General features: G+C 38.4%; 27 protein-coding genes. 23 read left to right on the forward strand and 4 right to left on the reverse strand.

All coding sequences use genetic code 11. From position 1 onward, the window contains the following. The coding region (locus tag ADH02_RS07415) for an ISL3 family transposase (RefSeq protein ID WP_048781743.1) at positions 1-476 on the reverse strand (476 nt) is incomplete at its 3' end. A gap of 129 nt (positions 477-605) precedes the next feature. After that, on the reverse strand, positions 606-1,349 hold the full coding sequence (locus tag ADH02_RS07420) for a gamma-glutamyl-gamma-aminobutyrate hydrolase family protein (RefSeq protein ID WP_048783892.1): 744 nt from the start codon (positions 1,347-1,349) through the stop codon (positions 606-608). A gap of 157 nt (positions 1,350-1,506) precedes the next feature. Here ADH02_RS07420 and sufC point away from each other — a divergent pair, with 157 nt between their 5' ends. From sufC to pip, 18 genes are all read left to right on the forward strand, one after another. After that, positions 1,507-2,277 (forward strand): Fe-S cluster assembly ATPase SufC, encoded by a 771-nt coding sequence (gene sufC / locus ADH02_RS07425; protein WP_048783816.1) that lies wholly within the window; start codon positions 1,507-1,509, stop codon positions 2,275-2,277. Between the two features lie 10 nt (positions 2,278-2,287). Continuing rightward, on the forward strand, positions 2,288-3,580 hold the full coding sequence (sufD, locus tag ADH02_RS07430; RefSeq protein ID WP_048783818.1) for a Fe-S cluster assembly protein SufD: 1,293 nt from the start codon (positions 2,288-2,290) through the stop codon (positions 3,578-3,580). Further along, on the forward strand, positions 3,573-4,805 hold the full coding sequence (locus ADH02_RS07435) for a cysteine desulfurase (protein ID WP_048783820.1): 1,233 nt from the start codon (positions 3,573-3,575) through the stop codon (positions 4,803-4,805). Before sufD ends, ADH02_RS07435 begins: the two co-directional genes overlap by 8 nt. Then, entirely contained in the window at positions 4,792-5,232 is a 441-nt protein-coding gene (gene sufU / locus ADH02_RS07440) for a Fe-S cluster assembly sulfur transfer protein SufU (RefSeq protein ID WP_048783822.1), read from the forward strand. Before ADH02_RS07435 ends, sufU begins: the two co-directional genes overlap by 14 nt. Before the next feature lie 15 nt (positions 5,233-5,247). After that, positions 5,248-6,642: a Fe-S cluster assembly protein SufB gene (gene sufB / locus ADH02_RS07445; RefSeq protein ID WP_048783824.1), complete on the forward strand. Its 1,395-nt coding sequence runs from the start codon at positions 5,248-5,250 to the stop codon at positions 6,640-6,642. Between the two features lie 221 nt (positions 6,643-6,863). Continuing rightward, positions 6,864-7,010 carry a hypothetical protein gene (locus ADH02_RS09555; RefSeq protein WP_160312872.1) on the forward strand — a complete coding sequence of 49 codons (147 nt, stop codon included), beginning with the start codon at positions 6,864-6,866 and terminating at the stop codon, positions 7,008-7,010. 341 nt (positions 7,011-7,351) lie between these two features. Then, positions 7,352-7,549, forward strand: coding sequence for a hypothetical protein (locus ADH02_RS07450; RefSeq protein ID WP_048783826.1), 198 nt, complete (start codon positions 7,352-7,354; stop codon positions 7,547-7,549). An 18-nt stretch (positions 7,550-7,567) separates the two neighbouring features. Next, entirely contained in the window at positions 7,568-7,750 is a 183-nt protein-coding gene (locus ADH02_RS07455; RefSeq protein WP_048783828.1) for a hypothetical protein, read from the forward strand. 50 nt (positions 7,751-7,800) lie between these two features. Further along, entirely contained in the window at positions 7,801-7,968 is a 168-nt protein-coding gene (locus ADH02_RS09560; RefSeq protein WP_160312873.1) for a hypothetical protein, read from the forward strand. A gap of 562 nt (positions 7,969-8,530) precedes the next feature. Beyond that, entirely contained in the window at positions 8,531-8,689 is a 159-nt protein-coding gene (locus ADH02_RS09600) for a hypothetical protein (RefSeq protein WP_192831710.1), read from the forward strand. Between the two features lie 108 nt (positions 8,690-8,797). Next, positions 8,798-8,968 (forward strand): hypothetical protein, encoded by a 171-nt coding sequence (locus ADH02_RS09605; RefSeq protein ID WP_192831711.1) that lies wholly within the window; start codon positions 8,798-8,800, stop codon positions 8,966-8,968. A 149-nt stretch (positions 8,969-9,117) separates the two neighbouring features. Further along, entirely contained in the window at positions 9,118-9,351 is a 234-nt protein-coding gene (locus ADH02_RS07460) for a hypothetical protein (protein ID WP_048783830.1), read from the forward strand. Between the two features lie 73 nt (positions 9,352-9,424). Continuing rightward, the gene (locus tag ADH02_RS07465) at positions 9,425-9,616 is read left to right on the forward strand and encodes a DNA-binding protein (protein ID WP_048783832.1); all 192 of its coding nucleotides are present in this window, start codon (positions 9,425-9,427) and stop codon (positions 9,614-9,616) included. 538 nt (positions 9,617-10,154) lie between these two features. Next, complete coding sequence (locus ADH02_RS07470; protein WP_048783834.1) at positions 10,155-10,550, forward strand: hypothetical protein; 396 nt, start codon at positions 10,155-10,157, stop codon at positions 10,548-10,550. Positions 10,551-10,567: 17 nt separating this feature from the next. Then, positions 10,568-11,461, forward strand: coding sequence for an SPFH domain-containing protein (locus ADH02_RS07475; protein ID WP_048783836.1), 894 nt, complete (start codon positions 10,568-10,570; stop codon positions 11,459-11,461). 2 nt (positions 11,462-11,463) lie between these two features. Then, positions 11,464-12,561: a hypothetical protein gene (locus ADH02_RS07480; protein WP_048783839.1), complete on the forward strand. Its 1,098-nt coding sequence runs from the start codon at positions 11,464-11,466 to the stop codon at positions 12,559-12,561. A 116-nt stretch (positions 12,562-12,677) separates the two neighbouring features. Then, positions 12,678-13,271 (forward strand): uracil-DNA glycosylase family protein, encoded by a 594-nt coding sequence (locus tag ADH02_RS07485; RefSeq protein WP_048783894.1) that lies wholly within the window; start codon positions 12,678-12,680, stop codon positions 13,269-13,271. Then, entirely contained in the window at positions 13,268-14,224 is a 957-nt protein-coding gene (gene pip / locus ADH02_RS07490; protein ID WP_048783840.1) for a prolyl aminopeptidase, read from the forward strand. Before ADH02_RS07485 ends, pip begins: the two co-directional genes overlap by 4 nt. Positions 14,225-14,267: 43 nt before the next feature. Here the strand turns inward: pip and nrdI are convergent, their stop codons facing one another. Next, a complete protein-coding gene (gene nrdI / locus ADH02_RS07495) occupies positions 14,268-14,723 on the reverse strand; it encodes a class Ib ribonucleoside-diphosphate reductase assembly flavoprotein NrdI (protein WP_048783841.1) in 456 nt (151 codons plus the stop codon). Positions 14,724-14,861: 138 nt separating this feature from the next. On the opposite strand from nrdI, the gene ADH02_RS07500 reads away from it, so the two are divergent. Beyond that, on the forward strand, positions 14,862-16,436 hold the full coding sequence (locus tag ADH02_RS07500) for a peptide chain release factor 3 (protein ID WP_048783847.1): 1,575 nt from the start codon (positions 14,862-14,864) through the stop codon (positions 16,434-16,436). Between the two features lie 60 nt (positions 16,437-16,496). On the opposite strand, the gene ADH02_RS07505 is transcribed toward ADH02_RS07500, so the two are convergent. Then, the gene (locus tag ADH02_RS07505) at positions 16,497-17,339 is read right to left on the reverse strand and encodes a DegV family protein (protein WP_048783849.1); all 843 of its coding nucleotides are present in this window, start codon (positions 17,337-17,339) and stop codon (positions 16,497-16,499) included. 153 nt (positions 17,340-17,492) lie between these two features. Between ADH02_RS07505 and ADH02_RS07510 the strand changes: the two genes are divergently transcribed. The 4 genes from ADH02_RS07510 (at position 17,493) to ADH02_RS07525 (ending at position 21,864) form a co-directional block, all read left to right on the forward strand. Further along, a complete protein-coding gene (locus ADH02_RS07510; protein ID WP_048783850.1) occupies positions 17,493-19,070 on the forward strand; it encodes a helicase HerA-like domain-containing protein in 1,578 nt (525 codons plus the stop codon). 15 nt (positions 19,071-19,085) lie between these two features. Then, positions 19,086-19,640, forward strand: coding sequence for a DJ-1 family glyoxalase III (locus ADH02_RS07515; protein WP_048783852.1), 555 nt, complete (start codon positions 19,086-19,088; stop codon positions 19,638-19,640). A 163-nt stretch (positions 19,641-19,803) separates the two neighbouring features. Beyond that, positions 19,804-20,238, forward strand: a complete 435-nt coding sequence (locus ADH02_RS07520; RefSeq protein WP_048783855.1) for a Fur family transcriptional regulator — start codon at positions 19,804-19,806, stop codon at positions 20,236-20,238. 24 nt (positions 20,239-20,262) lie between these two features. After that, the gene (locus tag ADH02_RS07525; RefSeq protein WP_048783857.1) at positions 20,263-21,864 is read left to right on the forward strand and encodes a polysaccharide deacetylase family protein; all 1,602 of its coding nucleotides are present in this window, start codon (positions 20,263-20,265) and stop codon (positions 21,862-21,864) included. The last annotated feature ends 32 nt before the right edge of the window (positions 21,865-21,896 follow it).

A 21,896-nucleotide genomic window follows, 5' to 3' on the forward strand; every position in this document is an offset into this window, starting at 1 on the left:
TGTAATGGTTTAATGGTCAATAATCGTGCTGTATCATCTATGATACGTCTTACAGTATGAACTGAAACATTTGTTTCTTTTGCAATATATGTTTCAGATACTGTTTCACTTATTTTTGCCTTAATTTCATTTTTTAAACGTTTCGAAATATGACAATGTTTTTCTACGATTCTACTAGTGTCTGCGGTAAATGAAGAGCCGCATTCTTTACAGAGAAATCTCTGCTTGCGTAGATTTAAGTAGGCCGGTAGGCCTGAAACAGAACAGAGAGTGATACGAGAAGTTTTCGTGCCATTTTTGACGATATTATTATTTTGGCTAACACATCCACAAACGGTACAAAATTCTGGTTTATGCGTATATGTAGCTGAATAAAATAAAGATTTTCTCTTTTTAAATATCTTCTCTTGAACTGTATTATCCCAGATAATGTTTTTATCTTTGATTTGTAGCGTAGCTTCTAGTATATTGTTCATATGGTCATCATCCTTTTGTATTAGGTTTAGGCGCTTTTAATATAATGGATGTTGGCCTTTTTGTATACACTAAAATAGGGTTGATGGAAAATTTCCATCAACCCTAAAAATTATAGAACCGTTTTTTTATTATGCATTTTGTATTGAGCGATTCACGCGTTCTACAAAGTTATCAAATAACCCTTGCATCACATTGCTATCTTCAATTAAGAGTTCAGGATGCCATTGAACGGCAACCACGCTTTGGTCTTTAGATTTAGACTCGAACGCTTCGATGATACCATCCGTACTCCAAGCAACAGGAACAAAATCTGCAGCTAATTGTTTAACCGCTTGATGGTGATAAGAGTTCACAGGAGTGGTTGTTCCTAGTACACGAGAAAGCTCGCTACCACTTGCGATTTGAACCGTATGCGTTGGTTGGCTTGGCATTGTTTTTTGTGTATGTTTCACAGAAATATTTTCATATTGTGATTCGATGTCTTGGTAGAGTGTTCCGCCAAGAGCGACGTTTAGAATTTGTAATCCGCGACACACTGCAAAGATTGGTTTGTGTTGTCTATAAGCTTCTTTAATGAGCTCAATTTCAAACGCATCACGAGCAGGATAAGTACGTGCCAAATTAAGATGTGGTTCTTCGCCATATAATAATGGAGAAACGTCTTGTCCACCCGCTAGTAGAAGTCCATCAACCCGAGAGATGAATTCTTTTGCAAATTCTGGGTTACTGATGGGAATGATGACAGGAATCGCTTTTGCCTTTTCAAGACCACGAACAAAACCATTTGGTGCATACGATAAAATGTAGCGATCTTCTTCCGTGTTATCTTGGCGATGATTTCCTGCAATACCAATAAGTGGATAAGTTTGCATGTGCATCAGCCTTTCTTTTAAAAATATGTTCCATCATACCTCATTTTCATGAAAATGAAAAGCATTATTACACGATTTCAAAGCGCGGCTATTTGCGAATCGTTCTCAATTAGGATAAAATATAACAGAATAGAATGATTATAAAGGAGAATGAATCGTGGCAACTTTAGAGATTAAAAATCTACATGTATCGATCGAAGACAAAGAAATTTTGAAGGGCGTTAATTTGACGATTAACACTGGAGAAATTCATGCAGTGATGGGACCAAACGGAACTGGGAAATCAACACTTTCTGCAGCGATTATGGGTCACCCAAGCTATGAAGTAACAGAAGGAGAAATCCTATTAGACGGCGAAAACGTCTTAGAAATGGAAGTAGACGAACGAGCTCGTGCAGGTCTATTTTTAGCGATGCAATATCCAAGTGAAATCGTTGGGGTGACAAACGCAGAATTTATGCGTTCAGCTATCAACGCTCGTCGTGAGGAAGGCGACAAAATGGGAGTTCGTGAGTTCATCAAGAAGTTAGATGAAAAAATGGCTTTATTAGATATGCCAGAAGAAATGGCAGAACGTTACTTAAACGAAGGCTTCTCAGGCGGGGAGAAAAAACGTAACGAGATTCTTCAATTATTAATGATTGAACCTACATTCGCGATTCTAGATGAAATCGACTCAGGATTAGATATCGACGCACTAAAAGTTGTTTCTCGTGGAGTAAACGCAATGCGTGGAGATAACTTCGGATCATTAATTATTACGCACTACCAACGTCTTTTAAACTACATTGAACCAGATGTGGTGCATATTATGATGGACGGACGTGTCGTGATGACAGGAGATGCTTCTCTTGCTCGTCGCTTAGAAGCTGAAGGATACAAAGGAATCAGTGAAGAATTAGGAATCAAGATTGAACATCAAGAGTAGGAGTGAGATTGTGGCAGAGACAAAATTAACCATAACACCAGAAGAAATCACCGCATTCTCTCTTACAAAGAATGAACCAGAGTGGTTTCTACAAACACGATTAAAAGGGTTAGAACTGGCTAAAACGCTAGAATTACCTTTTATCGAACGGGTGAAATTCCACCGTTGGAACTTATTCCAATCAGCAATCGGTGAAGGGACTTCAATGATTGAAGAACTTCCAAAAGTGATTCCAACAGCAGCCGGAAGTGCGAAAATTGTACAACTCGGTGCGGTATCTTACTGGGAAGAAATGAATGTTGAAACAGCATTGAAGGACGTTCTCGTGATGGATTTATTCGATGCCCTGGAACAATATCCAGAGCTCGTGAAACCTTACTATATGACAAAAGCAGTGCCAGTTGATGAAGATAGTTTAACGGCTTATCACGCTGCGATGGTCAACTCAGGGGTATTTATTTATATTCCAAAAAATGTAGACGTAAAAGATATTATTGAATCTCATTTTGTTCAAAATAATTTAGTGGACGAAGCATTCGTGAAACACGTGTTAATCGTGGCAGACGAAAACAGCTCAGTCTCATATGTAGAACGCTTTGAAAGTGTTGGTGACAAAAAGAATACAGCTAATATCGTTGTAGAAGTCATCGCGAAACAAGGTGCGAAAGTTCAATTTGCGGCTGTGGATACTTTAGGTCAATCAACAGATGCATATGTGAACCGTCGTGGCTACCTTGAAAAAGATGCAACGATTAACTGGGCACTTGGCATTATGAATGACGGAAATGTGATTGCAGACTTTGACTCTGAATTACGCGGAGACGGTTCTCATTCTCAAGTGAACGTTATCGGTATTTCAACAGGACGCCAAGTACAAGGAATCGATACACGTGTGACAAACTATGCGCCACATTCAGTAGGCCATATCTTGCAACACGGTGTTATTTTAGATAAATCAACCTTAACGTTTAACGGAATTGGACATATTATTAAAGGTGCGAAATTCGCAGACGCGCAACAAGAAAGTCGTGTATTGATGCTTTCAGAAGGCGGACGTGGAGACGCGAACCCAATTCTATTAATCGATGAAAATGAAGTAACGGCTGGACACGCAGCGAGCGTGGGGCAAGTGGATGATGAACAATTATTCTACTTAACTAGCCGTGGAATCTCAGAAGCAGAGGCAAAACGACTTGTGATTCGAGGATTCTTAGGAGCCGTAATTCGTTCAATTCCTTCAAGCACTCTTCAAAAAGAACTTGTAGATATGATTGAACAAAAGTTGGTTGCTAGCTATGATTAGTAAAACGATTCGAGAAGACTTTCCGATTTTAAAGCGTGAAGTTAACGATGAAGTGCTTGTCTATTTAGACAATGCTGCGACAACTCAAAAGCCACTTCCAGTCGTAGAAGCCGTTGAGAAATTTTACGCGACCCACAATGCTAATATTCATCGTGGGGTACATACATTAGCACAAGAAGCAACAGACTTATACGAAGCGGCTCGAGCTAAAGTGGCGAAATTTATCCATGCAGCCAGCACAAAAGAAGTGCTCTTTACACGTGGAACGACAACCAGCTTAAACTGGGTGGCACAAGGATTTGCTCCAGGACGCTTGCAAAAAGGGGACGAAATTTGGATTAGCCATGCCGAACACCATTCAAACGTGGTGCCTTGGCAACAAGTAGCCAAACAAACAGGAGCCGTCTTACGTTATTTTTCATTAACGAAAGAAGGCGAATTAGACCTCGAAGCATCAGGAAAATCTTTGACTGAGAAGGCAAAAATCGTATCGATTAACCACGCCTCAAACGTTCTTGGAACGGTAACGGATGTGAAACGCGTAGCCGAAATGGTGCACGCAGTAGGAGGCGTCCTTGTTGTGGATGGTGCTCAAGCAGCGCCGCATCAAAAGGTGGACGTCCAAGCGTTAGACTGTGACTTCTATGCTTTTAGCGGACATAAGATGCTGGCTCCAACAGGAATTGGCGTATTATATGGAAAAGAAGCTCTTCTTCAAGAGATGAATCCAGTCGAATTCGGCGGAGAAATGATTGATTTTGTGTATGACCAGGAGAGTACATGGAATGAATTACCGTGGAAATTCGAAGCAGGTACTCCAAATATTGCAGGAGCCATTGGATTGGCCGCTGCCATTGATTATTTAGAAGAAATCGGCATGGAGAATATCCATCAGCATGAACAAGAAATTGTTGCATATCTTTTACCGAAGATGCAAGAGATGGAAGGTGTGACAGTCTACGGGCCAAGTGACCCAGCACAGCATTCTGGAGTTATTAGTTTTACGATTGATGGCATCCATCCACACGACATTGCAACAGCGCTCGATATGGAAGGATTTGCGGTTCGTGCAGGACATCATTGCGCGCAACCTTTGATGCGATGGCTCGATGTACCAGCAACATGCCGTGCAAGTTTTTATATTTATAACACGCTTCAAGAAGCAGAACAGTTTTTAGAAGCATTAGAAAAAGTAAAGGAGTTTTTCCAATATGGCCTTATCTAAATTAGATCAGCTTTATCGTCAGGTGATTCTGGATCATTCGTCTCATCCGCACCATAAAGGATTGGTAGATGATGCGAGCATTCCAACGATTGAATTTAATAATCCAACGTGTGGAGATGTGTTGCAGTTGCAGCTCGTTGTAAATGACAACGGCGTGATCGAAGATGTTCACTTTGACGGACACGGCTGTACGATTAGTATGGCGAGTGCCAGCATGATGAGTGATGCGATTATTGGAAAGACGGTTGACGAAGCGGTCGCTCTAGCAGAAGATTTCTCAAGTCTAGTGCAGGGTGAAACCGTGGATGAAGAACCTTTAGGGGATGCGGCGTTACTGGCCGGTGTTCAAAAATTCCCAGCGCGTATTAAATGCGCCACTCTTGCGTGGAAAGCATTAGAACGTGCCGTAGAAAATGAGAAAGCATAAGAAAGTGGTGACAAAATGAGTGGAGTTCCTGAATTAGCTGATTACAAATATGGCTTTCATGAGGATGTAACACCTGTTTATGAAACAGGAATGGGATTAAGCGAGGAAGTCGTTCGTACGATTTCACAAGTGAAAAACGAGCCACAATGGATGCTTGATTTCCGATTAAAATCATTGAAGGCATTCGAAAATATGCCAATGCAAACATGGGGTGCGGATCTATCAGATATTGATTTTGATGCGATTACGTACTTCAAACGTGCCAGCGATAAGCCAGCGCGTTCTTGGGATGATGTTCCTGAGAAGATTAAAGATACTTTCGAGAAAATCGGAATTCCAGAAGCAGAGCGTGCGTATTTAGCCGGAGCTTCTGCGCAATTCGAGTCTGAAGTGGTTTACCATAATATGAAAGAAGAGTTCGATAAACTCGGAATCATCTTTACAGATACAGACTCAGCGTTAAAAGAATATCCTGAACTATTCAAAAAGTATTTTGCAAAATTAGTACCACCAACAGACAATAAATTAGCTGCGTTAAACTCAGCAGTATGGTCAGGTGGAACGTTCATCTATGTACCAAAAGGCGTGAAATGTGATGTGCCGCTTCAAACGTACTTCCGTATCAACGACCAAAACATGGGACAATTCGAACGTACGCTTATCATCGTAGACGAAGGAGCCAGTGTACACTATGTAGAAGGATGTACAGCGCCAACGTACTCTTCAAACAGCTTGCATGCAGCGATTGTAGAAATCTTCGTTGAAGAGGGTGGCTACTGCCGTTATACAACGATTCAAAACTGGTCGGATAACGTGTATAACTTAGTAACGAAACGTGCCAAAGCTGCTGCTCACGGAACCGTTGAATGGATTGATGGAAACCTTGGAGCGAAGACAACGATGAAATATCCTTCAGTCTATCTAGAAGGACCATACGCAAAAGGTACAATGTTATCCATCGCATTTGCCGGAGAAGGTCAACACCAAGATACAGGTGCGAAGATGATTCATAACGCGCCACACACCTCAAGTTCAATCGTTTCAAAATCGATTGCTAAAGATGGTGGAGCGGTGAACTACCGTGGTCAAGTAACATTTGGGAAGAAATCAGATTATTCAATTTCTCATATCGAATGTGACACGATTATTATGGATGATAAGTCGAAATCAGACACGATTCCATTTAACGAAATTCATAATGACAAAGTAGCACTCGAGCATGAAGCGAAAGTGTCAAAAATCTCAGAAGAGCAGTTGTTCTACTTGATGAGTCGCGGAATTAGCGAGTCAGAAGCAACGGAGATGATCGTTATGGGATTCGTTGAACCATTTACAAAAGAACTTCCAATGGAATACGCTGTTGAACTAAACCGTTTAATCGCGTACGAGATGGAAGGGAGCGTAGGTTAAAGATGCAAATAGCCAAGAAACACTGTTTTATAAGGTTTTTTGGCTATTTATATTCATAATTCTATTGAATATAATCTTTAGTAATTATATGATTGTAGTAGTTCAATGATAAATAAAAATCGAGGTATATGTTCTTGTTTAGTGAAGCATAAACATTTTGAAGAATCAGTAAAGTTTTGTATAATTATGGTGTAAAATCTAAAGTAAGGTAGGTGTGGAATTTGGAATATTTTGTGTTAAACGATGACAATAAACGAGAACCAAAAGAGTTGTTCAAAGAGCTTTCTGAAAAATGCAAGGAAGAGAAAATCAAAAAAGAAAAAATCAAAGAAGAAAATAAACAAACTCCAGCACCTAGCGAAAGCTAAGTGCTTTTTTGGTTTAATAAGAATAAGATATAATTCAAGAAGTTTTTGATTATGACCTCTTAACTGAAAAAGGATATTTCAGTTTAAGGGAAGCGGTTGAGAATTTTGGAAACACATCTTTCTACCATCACGTAAAGGTTAACCGTTTTGAAGATGAACTAAAGAAACTAAGCATTTAATATATGTGTTGGCAAAACTATATAGATTGTTCTATATAGTTTTTTTGATTTTTAAGTAGATATGATAATCATATTGATAAATATAACAATAAAAAGTACAATAATGTTAAAGAATTTATAGATGATGTCGGTCGTTTAGGGATATTTATGGAGGTGTTATAATTGTCATTAACTTATGAAAAAATTTGCAATAGACTTGGTTTTGATTTAGATACGTATTTCGATGAAAAAGATAAAAAAGATGAGAAAAAAGAATGGACAGAAGATGATAATGATGACTTGTATCCATTTAATATCATGACCCCAGAAGAAAAAGATTTTTATGCAGAGTATCGTATGAAAAAACTTGGATTAGTTTAAATATCGAGGAATATGTTTATGCTTGACGAAGAATATGTAAAACGGGAAAAACGAGCAGCTAAAGGATATAAGGAATATTTAGCCAAACGCCCAGAATTCAAAAAAGAGATGGAAAAGCTTCGACATTCGTGGCTAAATAATGAAATCACGCCCGAAGAATTTAGAAAAAGAGCTCTTGAAATCGGTAAAAAATATAGATAAGAAGCTATAAGGAAGAAATAACAAAGTTCTGAAGTATTGGAGGAAATGCTATGTCCCTAATAAAAGGAATCCCAGATGTTGAAATGTTGGATTTCTCAAAAATGTCTGATGAACAATTGTTGGAAATTAGAATAAATATTGATTTAACATCTAGGGAAGAAACAAACGTATTTTTGAAAGAATTAAAGAAAAGAAATCTTGAATACCGTAAAAATTAAGCATCTAAGAAGTAGTTAGGTGTTTTTTTCATTATTACTGGGAAGGTGGATTCTAGATATGGACTCAAATTTATATTTATTCAATTAAACATCTTTAAGGCGAACGAAAAGAGTAATATGGAACTTTGATAAAATATAATAGGTACAGGAGGAAGAGAGGCAACATAGATACATCTATAAAACAGAAAAATATTTTTTTATTATTAAATAACGGTTCTAACCAGAAACAGGAACAGCAACAAGCTCCATACATAAAGTGGGAGCGGACCCGATCCCGACCCTTTGCCGACCTCCCAGGCAGTATTGTACATATTCTCGTGGGAAATTCATTCGAAGGATATAAGTGGGAATAGTAAAGGGATTTAAAAGGTATAGAGCTACAAATATATCCGTTATAAAAAGAGGAAACTCGGTTGTAAATGTATAAAAAAAGAAAAGTTAGCTTAGGCGCCGGATAAAAATCCTTTTGGTGCCAAACCAACTTTTCTTTTAATTAAATTTATCATATAAACTATTATTTCATCAATAAAAAAGTAGAATTTAAATTTAAGAGGTGGTGTGAATGAAAGTTAAATATAAAGGCGAGTCAACATCCTATGGATTAGAACAAGACGAAATTTATGAAGTAATATCTATCGAAAACGATTTTTACAGGATTGTTGACAAATCAAATGAAGATTATTTATATTCTAAAGACTATTTTGAAATAGTTGAGGAATAACTAATCCTTTAATAGTTAAATAAAAGAAGAACGTAAGATAGATAAATTAACCAAAAGAGGTTGTATATTAACGGAATATACCGTGTACTACTAGGGAGGGGGAATAAAATGAAAGTAGTATATTTAGGTCCTACAGAGTCTCATACTCTTGAACATGGAAGAGTATATGAAGTATTGTCCGAGGAAGATGGATGGTATAGAATAATAGATAAATCAGGAGAAGATTATCTTTATCCTAAAGATGATTTTATAATACTAGAGGACTCACATAAAATTTGATGAGTATCTGTGTTGTAAAATAGAAAATTTAACTATAAAAACAGGTAGTGCACTAACTGAATATGCCGAAAAATTTCAAAAAAGTAGAAATTAAGAATAGAATTGAAAGGTAAAGTGTTTGAAAGGAGTTTGAATGAAAGGATAGATTTATGGATAATAAAGTGTATGATCGTTTGAAATATTTTTCAGATACGCTTTTGGAACGATATGAAAAACAATTCAACATTTCTTTAGAAAATGCTATTTTCTTTAACCCTGTAAACATAGAACAACATCCAGAAGAAGTAGAAGAAGCTATTAAGCAATTAGAAGATTCTATAAAAACAGGAGTTCCATTAAATGAAGATGATATCCAATGGTATAATGCTGATGTTATTTATTAAAACTAACAAATTCTTGTTTTTAGAAAAAATAATAGATGAGCGGTTAGAAAATGATATGAGATAGGAGCTAAAGATGAAAGTAGATACAAAACAGATTGAATGGTTATTAAATAATGTAACTCAATATAGAATAAATAAAGATACAAGGGTTAATTTATCTATTTTAGGCAGATTAGTAAGAGGTGAGCGTAAAATAGAAAATTTAACTATAAAAACAGGTAGTGTACTAACAGAATATGCCGAAAAACTTCAAAAGCAGGAGTAACTCCTGCTTTTTGACTGTCCTTGAAGTTTTAATAATGAAAAAAATCAATTTAAATGTATTTTTCATCCTTACCGTGAGGGTGGAAAGTTGACCATCAATAGGATACTTTATAGCTAATTACAATCAATAAGTTAAACTATAAAAAGCTATAAGCTAGCGTTTGTTAAGTGCTGTAAATTACTATAAAATATTTATTTTTAATGGAAGGTAGCGTCGGATAGATGCTGCTAATAGTCAAGAAACACCGGTTATATCAGGTTTCTTGGCTTTTTTAGTAGAAATTTACAGATAAATAACAAGGAGAGTTTAATATGCGAAGAGTGTAAATTATAATATATTTTTTTAATTTTATATTTTCTTAATATTATCTGCCCAGAATTTTGGATATTTTCATATAAAATAATCCTTGTTATATCAATGTTTTCGAGCAAAAATGCACTTTAGGTGAAATTTTACATTTTACGAGATATTACACTTGTATTATATTCAGAACGTGTTATAATATGGTCATAAGAGATATAAAGAAAGGAGAATGGGTATGAGAAAACAACCATGGTCGAACGAAAATAAGACTGAACGGATTAACTTTACGATTGAGCCTTCTTTGAAAGAAGCGTTTTTGAAGATTATCTCAACAGACGTATCAACTTATTTTCGGTCGATCATCGAAAATGAAGTAGAAAGTCATCAGAAAAAAGTTGAAAACTGGCCTGACGCGATTAAAACATTATTGCATGGACAGTTTAAGGCGTTCTCCGAACAAGTCTTCGGAACGTTTAATTACCGAGGACGGAACTACCCATACAAAATCTTGGATGTTATGTCAGTCGAAGAAGGACAACCACTTGAAGTCATTGACTACGAGGATGGGTTGGTATATGTAAAAGTGATTGAGGAAATCAATCCAGAAAAATTAGTATATGTAACTATTTAGAAAGAAGGAAATTTAAAATGCCAGTAACAATCTTAATTATCGCCGTAGTATTAATCTTATTAATTATTGCTTTCAAATCAATTCGTATCGTTCAACAAGGACACAAAGCAGCTGTTCAATCATTCGGACGTTATGTTGGAGAATTAGGACCAGGGTTACACTTTGTAACACCAATCATTCGTAACATTGCTTACGTTGTGGATATGCGTCAACGTTCATTAGACTTAGATCCTCAAGAAATCATCACAAAAGACAACGTTAACTTAACAATTGACGCTTCAGCTAAATACCACGTTGATAATCTTGAAGAATACTTATATGGAAACACAAACCCAGAAGGATTATTACTTTTAGATATCCAAAACGAATTACGTGACATTATTGGTACAATGACAATGGCTGAAATCCTTGGTGGTACTAACAAAATCAACACTGATTTAAACCAACGTGTATTCGGTAAAACAGACTCTTATGGGGTTACAATCGACCGTGTAAACATCGGTGAAGTAATTCCTCCACAAAGCATCGTTGAAGCGATGAACAAACAAATCACTGCTGACCGTGAACGTGATGCTGCGTTAATCGCTGCTGACGCTCGTCAAAAAACAGTTGAAATGGATACAAGAACTCAAAACAACAAATTATTAGCAGATGCTCGTGCACATGCTGAAAAAATCGCAATTGACACTCAAGCAACTGTTGCTCAATTAACAGCTATCAACAATGCATTAAACGAATCTAACTTAAATGCTGCTGCGTTAGAATACTTAGCAATCGACGCTAAAAAAGCTCTTGCTGAAGGTCCAAACAATACAGTTGTATTAATGGATGGTCAAAACAACGCAAAAATCGCTGAAAACATTGCTTCATTAGCATCAGGACGTAAAGTTTGGGACGAAGCAGGTAAATAATCATGAAACAACAAGCTAACAAATCTTTCTTTGGGTTGAAATGGCTTGCGGTACTGATTGCCACATTATTGTTAGTAGGAACCTTTGCACGTGTTTCAACAGTCAATGCTGAAACACAACTAAAAGACATCACAAAGATGAAGATATTAGGTTCCTATAATGAAAAAATCGACTTTGTGGATGGGGAAGATTATAATCAGACAGTTACCATTAAGTTGACTTATAATAACCCTCAATATTCTGAGGTTAAAGTTCCAGTTCAAATCAAAAACCTTCCAACAGGGAAGGGTGGGATTCGACTTTCCGTATATCGAGATACGGATAATAGCCTCTGGTTACTAACATTTGTTGAGACCGCTATAGACCACAATGTTATCGATTATCAACAAATCCCTATTGAAGATGGAAAAGTGACGAAAGTGCTTCAATACACAGCTACTGACGAGAATCGAACAAAATTTCTAGAAGACTTAGCAAATGCCAAAGAAAAAGGGGAAACTACTACGGCTGAGCAAGCTTCGAACTCAAACGAAAAGAGTTCAAACTCGAGTGACTCGAAAGGGAACGCAAAAGGCTCTGAAAGCAAAGATATCTTTGATAAGATTGATAACTTCTTTGATCAACTGGATACGGACAAAATTGGGGAAGGTGTCGGTAAAGGAGTATTCTATATCGTCATTATTCTTGTAGTGTTCTTTGGAATTAAAGGAAAACAAAATAAGGCGCGCAAGAATAATCGGAGAGCTCGAACTGGAAATACGCGTTCTGCTCAAAGAGTTGCCGCTAATGCTCCTGCAACTAGAGCACAAGGCACAAGCACTCCAGTAGTCGCTACAGAAGCTGTACCGCAACGTGTATATCGTCCGCGAAATAAAGTTTCAGATCCAAAACTTCGCTCACAAGCGAAAAAACAAGCAACAAAACAAGCGCTACAATCGGCTTCAAGTCGTTCAAATACTTCAAGAGAAATGTATGTTGATACCCGTGCTACAAGACCGGTTTCATACCGTCCAGCATCAAAAGAAAAATCACATACATTACCACGAGTGCTTTCAAGCAAAACACTCCCTCGTACTTTGAAAACACCGCGCTTAAAATAAAATAGTGGAAGCACCTAATCTCACATGTGAGGTTAGGTGTTTTTTTGCATAAAGTCGTCAAGCATTTGCACAAGTTGCACTATCGGAGTATGCTTAGTGAGAAGGGTGGAATGAACATGACGAAATTAGAGGAATTAATCAAAAAAATTGAGGCTGATCCTCAAAATGCAGAGTATACAAAAGAAGGCATAGCGCCTTTATTTTCTGCACCACGTAAAGCAAAGATTCTGATTGTAGGGCAAGCGCCTGGAATTAAAGCGCAAGAGAGTCGCTTATTTTGGAATGACCAAAGTGGCGATAACTTAAGAAGCTGGATGGGAGTAACTCGTGATTTCTTCTATCAATCCGATTTATTTGCGGTTGTTCCGATGGATTATTATTATCCAGGAAAAGGCAAATCTGGCGACCTTCCACCACGCAAGGGTTTTGCTGAGAAATGGCACGAAGAAACGCTAGCCTTAATGCCGGATATTGAACTGATTGTTTTAGTTGGAAAATATGCGCAAGATTATTATTTAAAAGATACGAAGAAGAAAAATTTAACGGAAACGGTGAAGGCGTATAAAGAGTACTTACCAAAAATGTTTCCACTCGTACATCCATCGCCCTTAAACCGCAGATGGATGGCAAAAAATCCGTGGTTTGAAAAAGAAGTCTTACCTGAATTTCAAAAGAGAGTACAAGAAGTGATTAAAGGAGCCAAGAAATGAGAACAGAATTATATCCAGAAATCGAAATCTACAAGGAACACATGATTCCAGTGAGCGACTTGCATACGATATATGTAGAAGAGTCAGGAAATCCTCTAGGTCTTCCTGTTGTCGTCTTACACGGCGGACCAGGAGGGGCATCCTCTCCTGCGAATCGTCAATTCTTTGATCCAGAATTTTATCGCATCATCCAATTCGACCAACGTGGATGCGGAAAAAGTACGCCGTTTGCGTCTCTTGAAGAAAATACGACGCATGATTTAGTGGCTGATATGGAGAAAATTCGTACAGCACTAGGGATTGAAAAATGGCTTGTCTTTGGTGGTAGCTGGGGGACAACGCTAGCCTTACATTACACGATTACACATCGTGAACGCGTCGTAGGATTAATGCTTCGTGGGATTTTCCTTGGTCGTCAAAGCGATGTGGATTGGTTATACCAAGATGGAGCATCACATTTTTATCCAGAGAACTTCGAGAAGTTTAAAGCGCCGATTCCAGTTGAGGAACAAGGAGAGTTAGTCAACGCGTACTACAAACGCTTGACGTCAGAAGATGAATCGATTTGCTTAGAAGCTGCGCGTGCGTGGGCAGAGTGGGAACATGGGCTCGTGAAGTTGATTCCGTATGATCCGATTGTCTGGGATGAAGCGGGGATTCGCGGAGCACTGACAATTGCGCGAATGGAATGTCATTTCTTCTACCATCATTGCTTTGTGGAAGACGATAATTACATCTTGAATCGTGCAGAGGCCTTCAAGGGGATTCCAATGCATATCGTACATGGTCGTTATGATGTGGATTGCTTACCGAGTGCTGCGTTTGAACTCGCTCAAGCAGTCGATGGCGCAGAACTCGTCTTTGCGCAAGCTGCAGGGCATACCGCGATGGAACCAGCAACCATTGAAGCGTTAGTTGGATTTAGTGAAAAATGCAAAATCTATTTTAAATAAAAAGAAAGGCTCGTAGAATGGATCTACGGGCCTATTTATGTGTTTAGATTTTTTCAAGAAGCATTGCGGCAATGCGCTCCACATCGCGGTTACTTCCACGTAGCTCAAATTCATCGAGCACTGGAAAGCCAAAGCGCTCAGAATATTGACGGGCGGTGAGGCAAAATTGCTTATTAAAGTTACGATTTCCGCTGCCAATGACACCAAAACAATGTGCGTAATTATGTTCATAGGCTAAGAAATCACCGAGTGGATTCGTTAAGACTTCAACGTCTCCGTTATCCACGCCATTTCCACCCTCTAAGTAAGTTGGAAGAAACGTAACGAATGGTTTGCCTACTTTGAAGTAGTCTTCTTGGCCTTTGACAAGGTCTTTCACATTCGTTAGTGTCACGTTTAAAGAGGGCTCCATAAAGCGTAATTGATCTCTTAAACGTGTGACAAAGTTATGTGTATTTCCTGTTAAGCTAATATAAATGATGGGTAATTCTTTCGACATTGAGCGACCTCCTGAAAGACATTTTACTGTCTATAAGTATACCGCACTTTCTCAAATCCTTCTAGAGGGTGTTTTTAAACTTTTAAAAATTGTGAAAATCAGCTATAATACTTGAGAATAAACACGAAGGAGATACTCATGTCACACTTAAAAGAAGAAGTTCAATCTCGCAAGACCTTTGCGATTATTTCCCACCCGGATGCTGGGAAAACAACGATTACAGAACAATTACTCTTATACGGGGGTGCGATTCGTCAAGCCGGTACCGTAAAAGGGAAGAAAACAGGGAAGTTTGCAAAATCTGACTGGATGGAAATCGAGAAGCAACGTGGGATTTCTGTTACGAGTTCAGTAATGCAAGTGGAATACGATGGAAACCATATTAATATCGTGGACACACCAGGGCACGAGGACTTCTCAGAAGATACGTACCGTACATTAATGGCCGTGGATAGTGCCGTGATGGTCATCGACAGTGCTAAAGGGATTGAGCCGCAAACGAAGAAATTATTCGAAGTTTGTAGTATGCGTGGAATCCCAATCTTTACATTCATTAACAAATTAGACCGTGATGGACGTGAACCATTAGAATTAATCGCGGAACTTGAAGAAGTATTAGGCATTGACGCGTATCCAATGAACTGGCCAATGGGGATGGGGAAAACATTCCTTGGATTATATGATATTTACAACAAACGTGTAGAATTGATGCATCCAGAAGAAAACGAGGATAATGACTTCTTACCATTGAACGAAGATGGCGAAGTGGACGGCGATTATGCGTTCAAACAATCTACGCTTTATAGCCAAGCTATCGAGGACGCACAACTCTTATTAGAAGCAGGAAATGCGTTTGATGAAGAGAAGATTGCGGCTGGTAAATTAACGCCTGTATTCTTCGGTTCAGCCTTAACAGGATTCGGGGTTCAAACATTCTTAGATGCATTCGTTGACTTTGCGCCAAGTCCATCTGCTAAGAAAACTGAATCAGGAGAACTCATTGACCCACTACAAGAACAATTCACAGGATTCATCTTCAAGATTCAAGCAAACATGAACCCAGCGCATCGCGACCGTATCGCATTTGTACGTATCTGTTCAGGAGAATTTACTCCAGGGATGGATATTACTGTGAACCGTTCGCAAAAGAAAATGAAATTATCACATACAACACAGTTTATGGCCGATAGCCGTGAAACGGTGAAAGCTGCCGTTGCAGGGGATATCATCGGACTTTACGATACAGGGAACTTCCAAATCGGAGATACGATTTACTCAGGGAAGAACGCTGTTCAGTTCGAACCACTACCACAATTTACGCCTGAACTCTTTAATAAAGTTTCTGCGAAAAACGTGATGAAACAAAAATCATTCCATAAAGGAATCGAGCAGTTAGTACAAGAAGGAGCCATCCAATTGTACAAGACGTACCATACAGGAGAATATATCCTTGGTGCCGTTGGTCAACTTCAATTCGAAGTGTTTCAATACCGCTTGTTAAATGAATATAATGCAGAGGTAGTTATGACTCCAATTGGAAGTAAGATTGCTCGTTGGATTGACGAAGAACAACTGGATCCAAATATGTCATCAAGCCGTAACTTATTATGTCGCGATAGATTTGACCAACCAGTCTTCTTATTCGAAAACCAATTTGCATTAAACTGGTTCAAAGATAAACATCCAGAAGTCGAATTAAAAGCATTATTCTAATCAAAACAACAAAAGCCTCTCTAATCCAAGTGATTAGAGAGGCTTTTCGTATTTTTTTAATTAAGCTTCGTATCCCATTAAGATTCCGCCTTGTTCCGCATAGTAGCTGCAGACACCGCTTGTATGGATGCTTGATACATCCGCCTCTGGGAATTCGCTATGAACGGCTGCTTGAATTAAGCCGCAGATTTCTGGGTTACTGCAGTGGCTAATGACCACGCGGCCACCTTTATAGCCATTTTTCTTCATTTCAGCCCAAACTGCTTGAACAGCTTTCTTTTGACCTTTTGCTTTGTGAAGAAGGTTTAAGGTTCCTTCTGGAGATGCGTTACCGACTAAGCGGATATTAAGCATTCCAATGACAGCACCGACTAATTTATTTAAACGACCATTTTTCACTAAGTTATCGACACGAGCTAGTGCGAATAATAGTTTTGTACTTGCTAAATAATCTTTTAACGCAGATACGACTTCTTCAAAAGAGAGGCCTTGTGCGATGAGTTCATTGGCTTTTTGTACGAAAAGAACCATTTCACCGCTGGCTGAAAGACTATCGAACACTTCGATATTTGTTTCAGGTGCTTCTTCTAAAAGCATGTTTTTTGCGAGTTGCGCACTGTTTTGGCTTCCTGATAAGCCACCCGTAATCGTAATGACGATGACATTTTCTGCATCTTTGTAAGCTTCAAGGAATGCATCTGGGCTAGGGCAAGCTGAAGCTGTTTGGTCTTTTGTTTGATACATTTCAATCATCATAGCATCGATATCTAAAGAGGCATCATCTGTATAGTGTTTGTCACCTACTTGAACTGTTAGCGGTACGTTAATGTACTGTGTATCTGGAGCAAGATTCTCGATTTTGCGTAAATCACAACCTGAATCTGCAATAATTTTCCATTTCATAATGGGTTCTCCTTTGAATTATATTTCTATTCTAAATAAATATACTTTGAATATCAAAACAAGTCAAATAATCTAGATTTTTCCTTTCATTTTAGTAGCATTTTAGCGCTTTCTGTAATATTGTAGAAGTGTAAAAATAAAAGGAGGAGTTTTATGACTCAAACTATTTCTTTCGGATATGGTTCAAAACCAGCTCAATTTATGGCGAATAAACTAAACCGTCACGGTGTCATTGCAGGGGCCACAGGTACAGGTAAAACTGTAACGTTAAAAGTATTAGCGGAGCAATTAAGTGAAGCAGGAGTTCCTGTATTCTTATCAGATATTAAAGGGGACTTAGCAAGCCTTGCTGAAAAAGGCGAAGTAACTGAGAAAATTGCAGAACGTTTGGCAAAAGTTCATGTAGAAGACTTCGAACCAAGCTCATATCCTGTTGCTTTCTGGGATGTCTTTGGGGAAAACGGAATTAACATCCGTACTACAATCTCAGAAATGGGACCAATTTTATTAGCTCAATTATTAGGTTTAAACGAAACTCAAGAAGGTATTTTAAACATTGCGTTTAAAGTAGCCGACGACCAAGGATTATTATTAATCGACATTAAAGACTTACGTGCAATGTTAAATTACGTAGGCGCACACGCTGGGGAATTACGTAACTTATACGGTAATATCGCACAACAATCAATCGGTTCTATTTTACGTAGCTTACTAGTATTAGAACAACAAGGTGGAGACAAATTCTTCGGCGAACCCGCATTTGAAATCAATGATTTATTCAAACAAGATCAAAATGGTCGCGGAGTTATCAATATTTTAGCGTCTGAAAAATTATTCCAAACACCAAAATTATACGCAACATTCTTATTATGGTTCTTATCAGAATTATACGAAAACTTACCAGAAGTTGGGGACTTAGATAAACCAAAATTAGTCTTCTTCTTCGATGAAGCTCACGTATTATTTGGACAAAGCAATGCGGCGGTTCAAGAGAAAATCGAATTAATCGTTCGTCTTATCCGTTCTAAAGGAATTAGTATTTTCTTTGTAACACAAAATCCAACTGATATTCCAAATGCCATCGCGAGCCAATTAGGGAACCGCGTGCAACACGGATTACGCGCATTCACTCCAGCTGAACAAAAGAACGTAAAAGCAGTGGCAGAAACGTTCCGTCAAGAAGATGGACAAGATTTAGTAACGGTGATTACAAATCTTAAAGTAGGGGATGCAGTTGTTTCAACACTTCAAGAAGATGGTTCTCCAAGCTTTGCAGAAGTAGTTTCGATTTACCCTCCTAAGAGTAAATTAGAAGCAGGCGATCCGCTTGTTCGTCAACAACTTATCAACCAATCAGCATTCTACGATAAATACGCAGAAATGTTTGACCGTGAATCTGCTCATGAACAATTAGCTGCTTTAGATGAACAATTCAAACAAGAGCAAGAAGCAGAATTAGCGCAAAAAGAAGCAGAAAAACAAGCAGAATTAGAGCGTAAAGAGGCTGAAAAACAAGAAGCTCTTGCACAAAAAGAAGCTGAAAGACAAGCAAAATTAGAAGAAAAAGAACGCGAACGTGAACAAAAAGAATTGGAACGTCAAGCGCGTCAAGCCGCTACAAAACGCGGAGATTCAGCAATGGACCGCTTCACTAAGAACGTTATGTCAAGTGTGGGTCGTGAAGTTGGCCGCGTAATTACACGTGGAGTTATGGGCTTATTCAAAAAATAAGAGGAGGCCAAAAGAATGGCAAATGTCGTTGTATTTTTCGCGCAAGGATTTGAAGAAATCGAAGGCCTTGCAACGGTTGATATTTTAAGAAGAGCCGATCATACGGTGCATACAGTAGGGCTTGGAAGTGAAGTCATCACTGGAAGTCATCATATTCCGGTAAAAATGGATGATGTCCTTGATACATTTTACTGGGCAGATATCGATGCACTCGTGCTTCCAGGGGGGCTTCCAGGAGCAACTCATTTAAGAGACGATGAATTCCTTATTAAGAAACTAAAAGAGTATTTTAAAAAAGGAAAAATCATCGCTGCGATTTGTGCAGCGCCAATTGCGTTACATCGTGCAGGTCTACTAAAGGACAAGAAGTTTACTTGCTACCCTGGAGTAGAAAAAGACATCAATCAAGGAACGTATACAGGAAAGCTTGTGGAAACAGATGGAAAACTCATTACGGGATGTGGACCAGCTGCAACATTTGAATTTGCCTATACGATTGCTGAAGCGTTGGGTACAAATACCAGTGCTCTTCGCGAAGGAATGCAATATAACAAACTTCTCAAAAAATAAAATCTGGGAAACAGACTCGTCTCGATAGGGGCGGGTCTTCTTTTGTTACAAAAATGTTACAATATTACAAATTCGTTAACTCAAACACTTGCATTTTACCCGGAAATTTGAGAAAATAATTAGTGACCATATAAAACTAAGTACATAGAAATCAGGTAATAGTATGCATAAAGATGAATTAAAGGAAGTTGTTGGTCAACTTCGTAAAAAAGGAGTCAGAATTACTCCTCAACGTGTTGCAATGCTTGAGTTTTTAGCAAGTGTACACACGCATCCAACGGCTGAAGAAATCTTCAAGGCGTTGACAAAAGATGATCCACAAGTCAGTGTGGCAACTGTATATAATAATTTAAATCTATTTATTAAAGAAGGCGTCGTAAAAGAATTGACGTATGGGGATAGCGCGAGTCGCTATGACTTTGATTTAGGACAACATTATCACGCCGTATGCGACGTGTGTGGGAAAGTGGTGGACCTTTATTACCCAGTACTCGAAGACGTTGAAAAAGCTGCAGAACAGCTAACAGGATTTAAAGTAAGAGGGCATCGTATGGAAGTGTATGGAGTGTGCCCAGAGTGCCAAAAGAAGCAAAAATAGTATTCGATTAAGGGGTATAGGAGTATGGAGAAGGTCATTCAACGAAGATCCAAAAGTGGCAAAAATGAACACTCAAAAAAGGAAAATAAATATACTCAAGCTCCAGAAGACTTCGAAGAAACAGAAGTTGTAGACGAGGAAACTCTGGAGGAGCTGGAAGAAAAAGAACTCTTTGGTGGGAAAAAGCCTAAAAAGAAAAGACCTAAGAAAAAAATGAATAAAACGATTTTCTGGGTTATTGGGATTTTAACTTTTCTTATTTTGGTTTTCGAATTATTAACGATTCATAGCATTATGGCAAACCAGTTCAATGAAGAAGAATACAAGCGCATTATTCAAGTGGAACAAGAGGATGCCAAGAAATACAACGAGAATTTAACCGTTAAAGATGACACTCAAGGCAAAGTAGAAGTGCAGGAGTTAATTCCAACAGATGATTCTGGAAATCCGATTGAGGCCATTGCGACTCAAATGGACGCATTGAAACAAGAAGTTCTTGAAAAGTATGCAGGCGCTACTAAGAAGACACTTATCTTCTTCAAGGCGTATCAAACAAAAATCATCTCAAACGTGAACGATATTCACTACTATGTGTCTGTTTATCAACAAAAAGACAGTGGTTTTGAACAATTAGAGTTTAAAGAGCTCTCACATCAATTAGTATTTGCGGATACATTACAGCCGTTTGAGATTGCAAAATTATTCAGCAATGAACTAGCAGTGTCTAACTTCTTTGTAAAGAAGGCACTTGATGAGTCTAAAGCCAATGGGTTAACAGATGAGCAAACTGCTAAAGTTACTGCGCAATTTATGGACGGAAACTGGAAGAAGTTAGATGCTTCGATTATCCAAAATGGTATCCGTGTAAAATATAAAGACGCTAATGACCAAGATGCAGAATGGTCAGTACCATTTACTGAGTTATTTGCATTCATGAACGAAAACATGATTCCTGAAACGGAAAAAGATAATTACGAAGCGTACCTAGCGACTGTAAAAGATAAACTAGGGAAGAAGAGAATTGCACTATCCTTTGACGATGGCCCACGTGCAGAAACAACACCAAAAGTGTTAGAAATCTTGAAGAAATATAACGCTCATGCAACGTTCTATATCGTAGGAAGCCACGTAGAGGGCAATGAAGCTCTCGTGCAACAAGTTGTAGCAGAAGGCCATGAACTTGGAGACCACAGCTACAGCCATCCGTTATTGACGAAGAAATCAGCTGATGAAGTGTATAAAGAAGTTCATACGACTTCTGATTTAATCGCGAAAGCAAGCGGAGGTTTGCGACCAATGAGTTTACGTCCGCCGTATGGTGGGTTTAATAAGATGGTATCAGAACAAGCTGGTATCGCGATTGTAAACTGGTCAATTGATTCCCTAGACTGGAAATATAGAGATGCTGCGAAAACAATCGAGCGCGTTAAAGAAACGGCTCATAATGGCGGAATTTTATTAATGCACGATATTCATGAAGAGTCTGTTGAAGCTCTTCCAGCTGTTATTGAATATTTACAAGCGGAAGGGTATGAATTAGTGACGGTCACTGAGTTAATGGGAGATCAACCATTAAAATCAAATTACGTTTACTTTGACCGTGTAGAGAATAAACAAGTGCAGTAAGAACACTTGCATTTTTACTCAAAATAAGGTAC

The sequence above is a fragment of the Streptococcus sp. 263_SSPC genome (assembly GCF_001071995.1).
GTDB lineage: Bacteria > Bacillota > Bacilli > Lactobacillales > Aerococcaceae > Granulicatella.

Excerpts from the sequence above, each read along its gene's own strand:
- ADH02_RS07485 (WP_048783894.1), top strand. The coding sequence starts at position 12,678 with ATGACGAAATTAGAGGAATTAATCAAAAAAATTGAGGCTGATCCTCAA.
- ADH02_RS07510 (WP_048783850.1), top strand. The coding sequence starts at position 17,493 with ATGACTCAAACTATTTCTTTCGGATATGGTTCAAAACCAGCTCAATTT.
- ADH02_RS07470 (WP_048783834.1), top strand. The coding sequence starts at position 10,155 with ATGAGAAAACAACCATGGTCGAACGAAAATAAGACTGAACGGATTAAC.
- ADH02_RS07420 (WP_048783892.1), bottom strand. The coding sequence starts at position 1,349 with ATGCAAACTTATCCACTTATTGGTATTGCAGGAAATCATCGCCAAGAT.
- ADH02_RS09560 (WP_160312873.1), top strand. The coding sequence starts at position 7,801 with ATGTCCCTAATAAAAGGAATCCCAGATGTTGAAATGTTGGATTTCTCA.
- ADH02_RS07520 (WP_048783855.1), top strand. The coding sequence starts at position 19,804 with ATGCATAAAGATGAATTAAAGGAAGTTGTTGGTCAACTTCGTAAAAAA.
- ADH02_RS07480 (WP_048783839.1), top strand. The coding sequence starts at position 11,464 with ATGAAACAACAAGCTAACAAATCTTTCTTTGGGTTGAAATGGCTTGCG.
- ADH02_RS07525 (WP_048783857.1), top strand. The coding sequence starts at position 20,263 with ATGGAGAAGGTCATTCAACGAAGATCCAAAAGTGGCAAAAATGAACAC.
- ADH02_RS07465 (WP_048783832.1), top strand. The coding sequence starts at position 9,425 with ATGAAAGTAGATACAAAACAGATTGAATGGTTATTAAATAATGTAACT.
- ADH02_RS09600 (WP_192831710.1), top strand. The coding sequence starts at position 8,531 with ATGAAAGTTAAATATAAAGGCGAGTCAACATCCTATGGATTAGAACAA.
- ADH02_RS07460 (WP_048783830.1), top strand. The coding sequence starts at position 9,118 with ATGGATAATAAAGTGTATGATCGTTTGAAATATTTTTCAGATACGCTT.
- ADH02_RS07435 (WP_048783820.1), top strand. The coding sequence starts at position 3,573 with ATGATTAGTAAAACGATTCGAGAAGACTTTCCGATTTTAAAGCGTGAA.
- ADH02_RS07500 (WP_048783847.1), top strand. The coding sequence starts at position 14,862 with ATGTCACACTTAAAAGAAGAAGTTCAATCTCGCAAGACCTTTGCGATT.
- sufB (WP_048783824.1), top strand. The coding sequence starts at position 5,248 with ATGAGTGGAGTTCCTGAATTAGCTGATTACAAATATGGCTTTCATGAG.
- pip (WP_048783840.1), top strand. The coding sequence starts at position 13,268 with ATGAGAACAGAATTATATCCAGAAATCGAAATCTACAAGGAACACATG.
- ADH02_RS07475 (WP_048783836.1), top strand. The coding sequence starts at position 10,568 with ATGCCAGTAACAATCTTAATTATCGCCGTAGTATTAATCTTATTAATT.
- ADH02_RS07455 (WP_048783828.1), top strand. The coding sequence starts at position 7,568 with ATGCTTGACGAAGAATATGTAAAACGGGAAAAACGAGCAGCTAAAGGA.
- ADH02_RS07515 (WP_048783852.1), top strand. The coding sequence starts at position 19,086 with ATGGCAAATGTCGTTGTATTTTTCGCGCAAGGATTTGAAGAAATCGAA.
- ADH02_RS09605 (WP_192831711.1), top strand. The coding sequence starts at position 8,798 with ATGAAAGTAGTATATTTAGGTCCTACAGAGTCTCATACTCTTGAACAT.
- ADH02_RS07505 (WP_048783849.1), bottom strand. The coding sequence starts at position 17,339 with ATGAAATGGAAAATTATTGCAGATTCAGGTTGTGATTTACGCAAAATC.
- sufU (WP_048783822.1), top strand. The coding sequence starts at position 4,792 with ATGGCCTTATCTAAATTAGATCAGCTTTATCGTCAGGTGATTCTGGAT.
- nrdI (WP_048783841.1), bottom strand. The coding sequence starts at position 14,723 with ATGTCGAAAGAATTACCCATCATTTATATTAGCTTAACAGGAAATACA.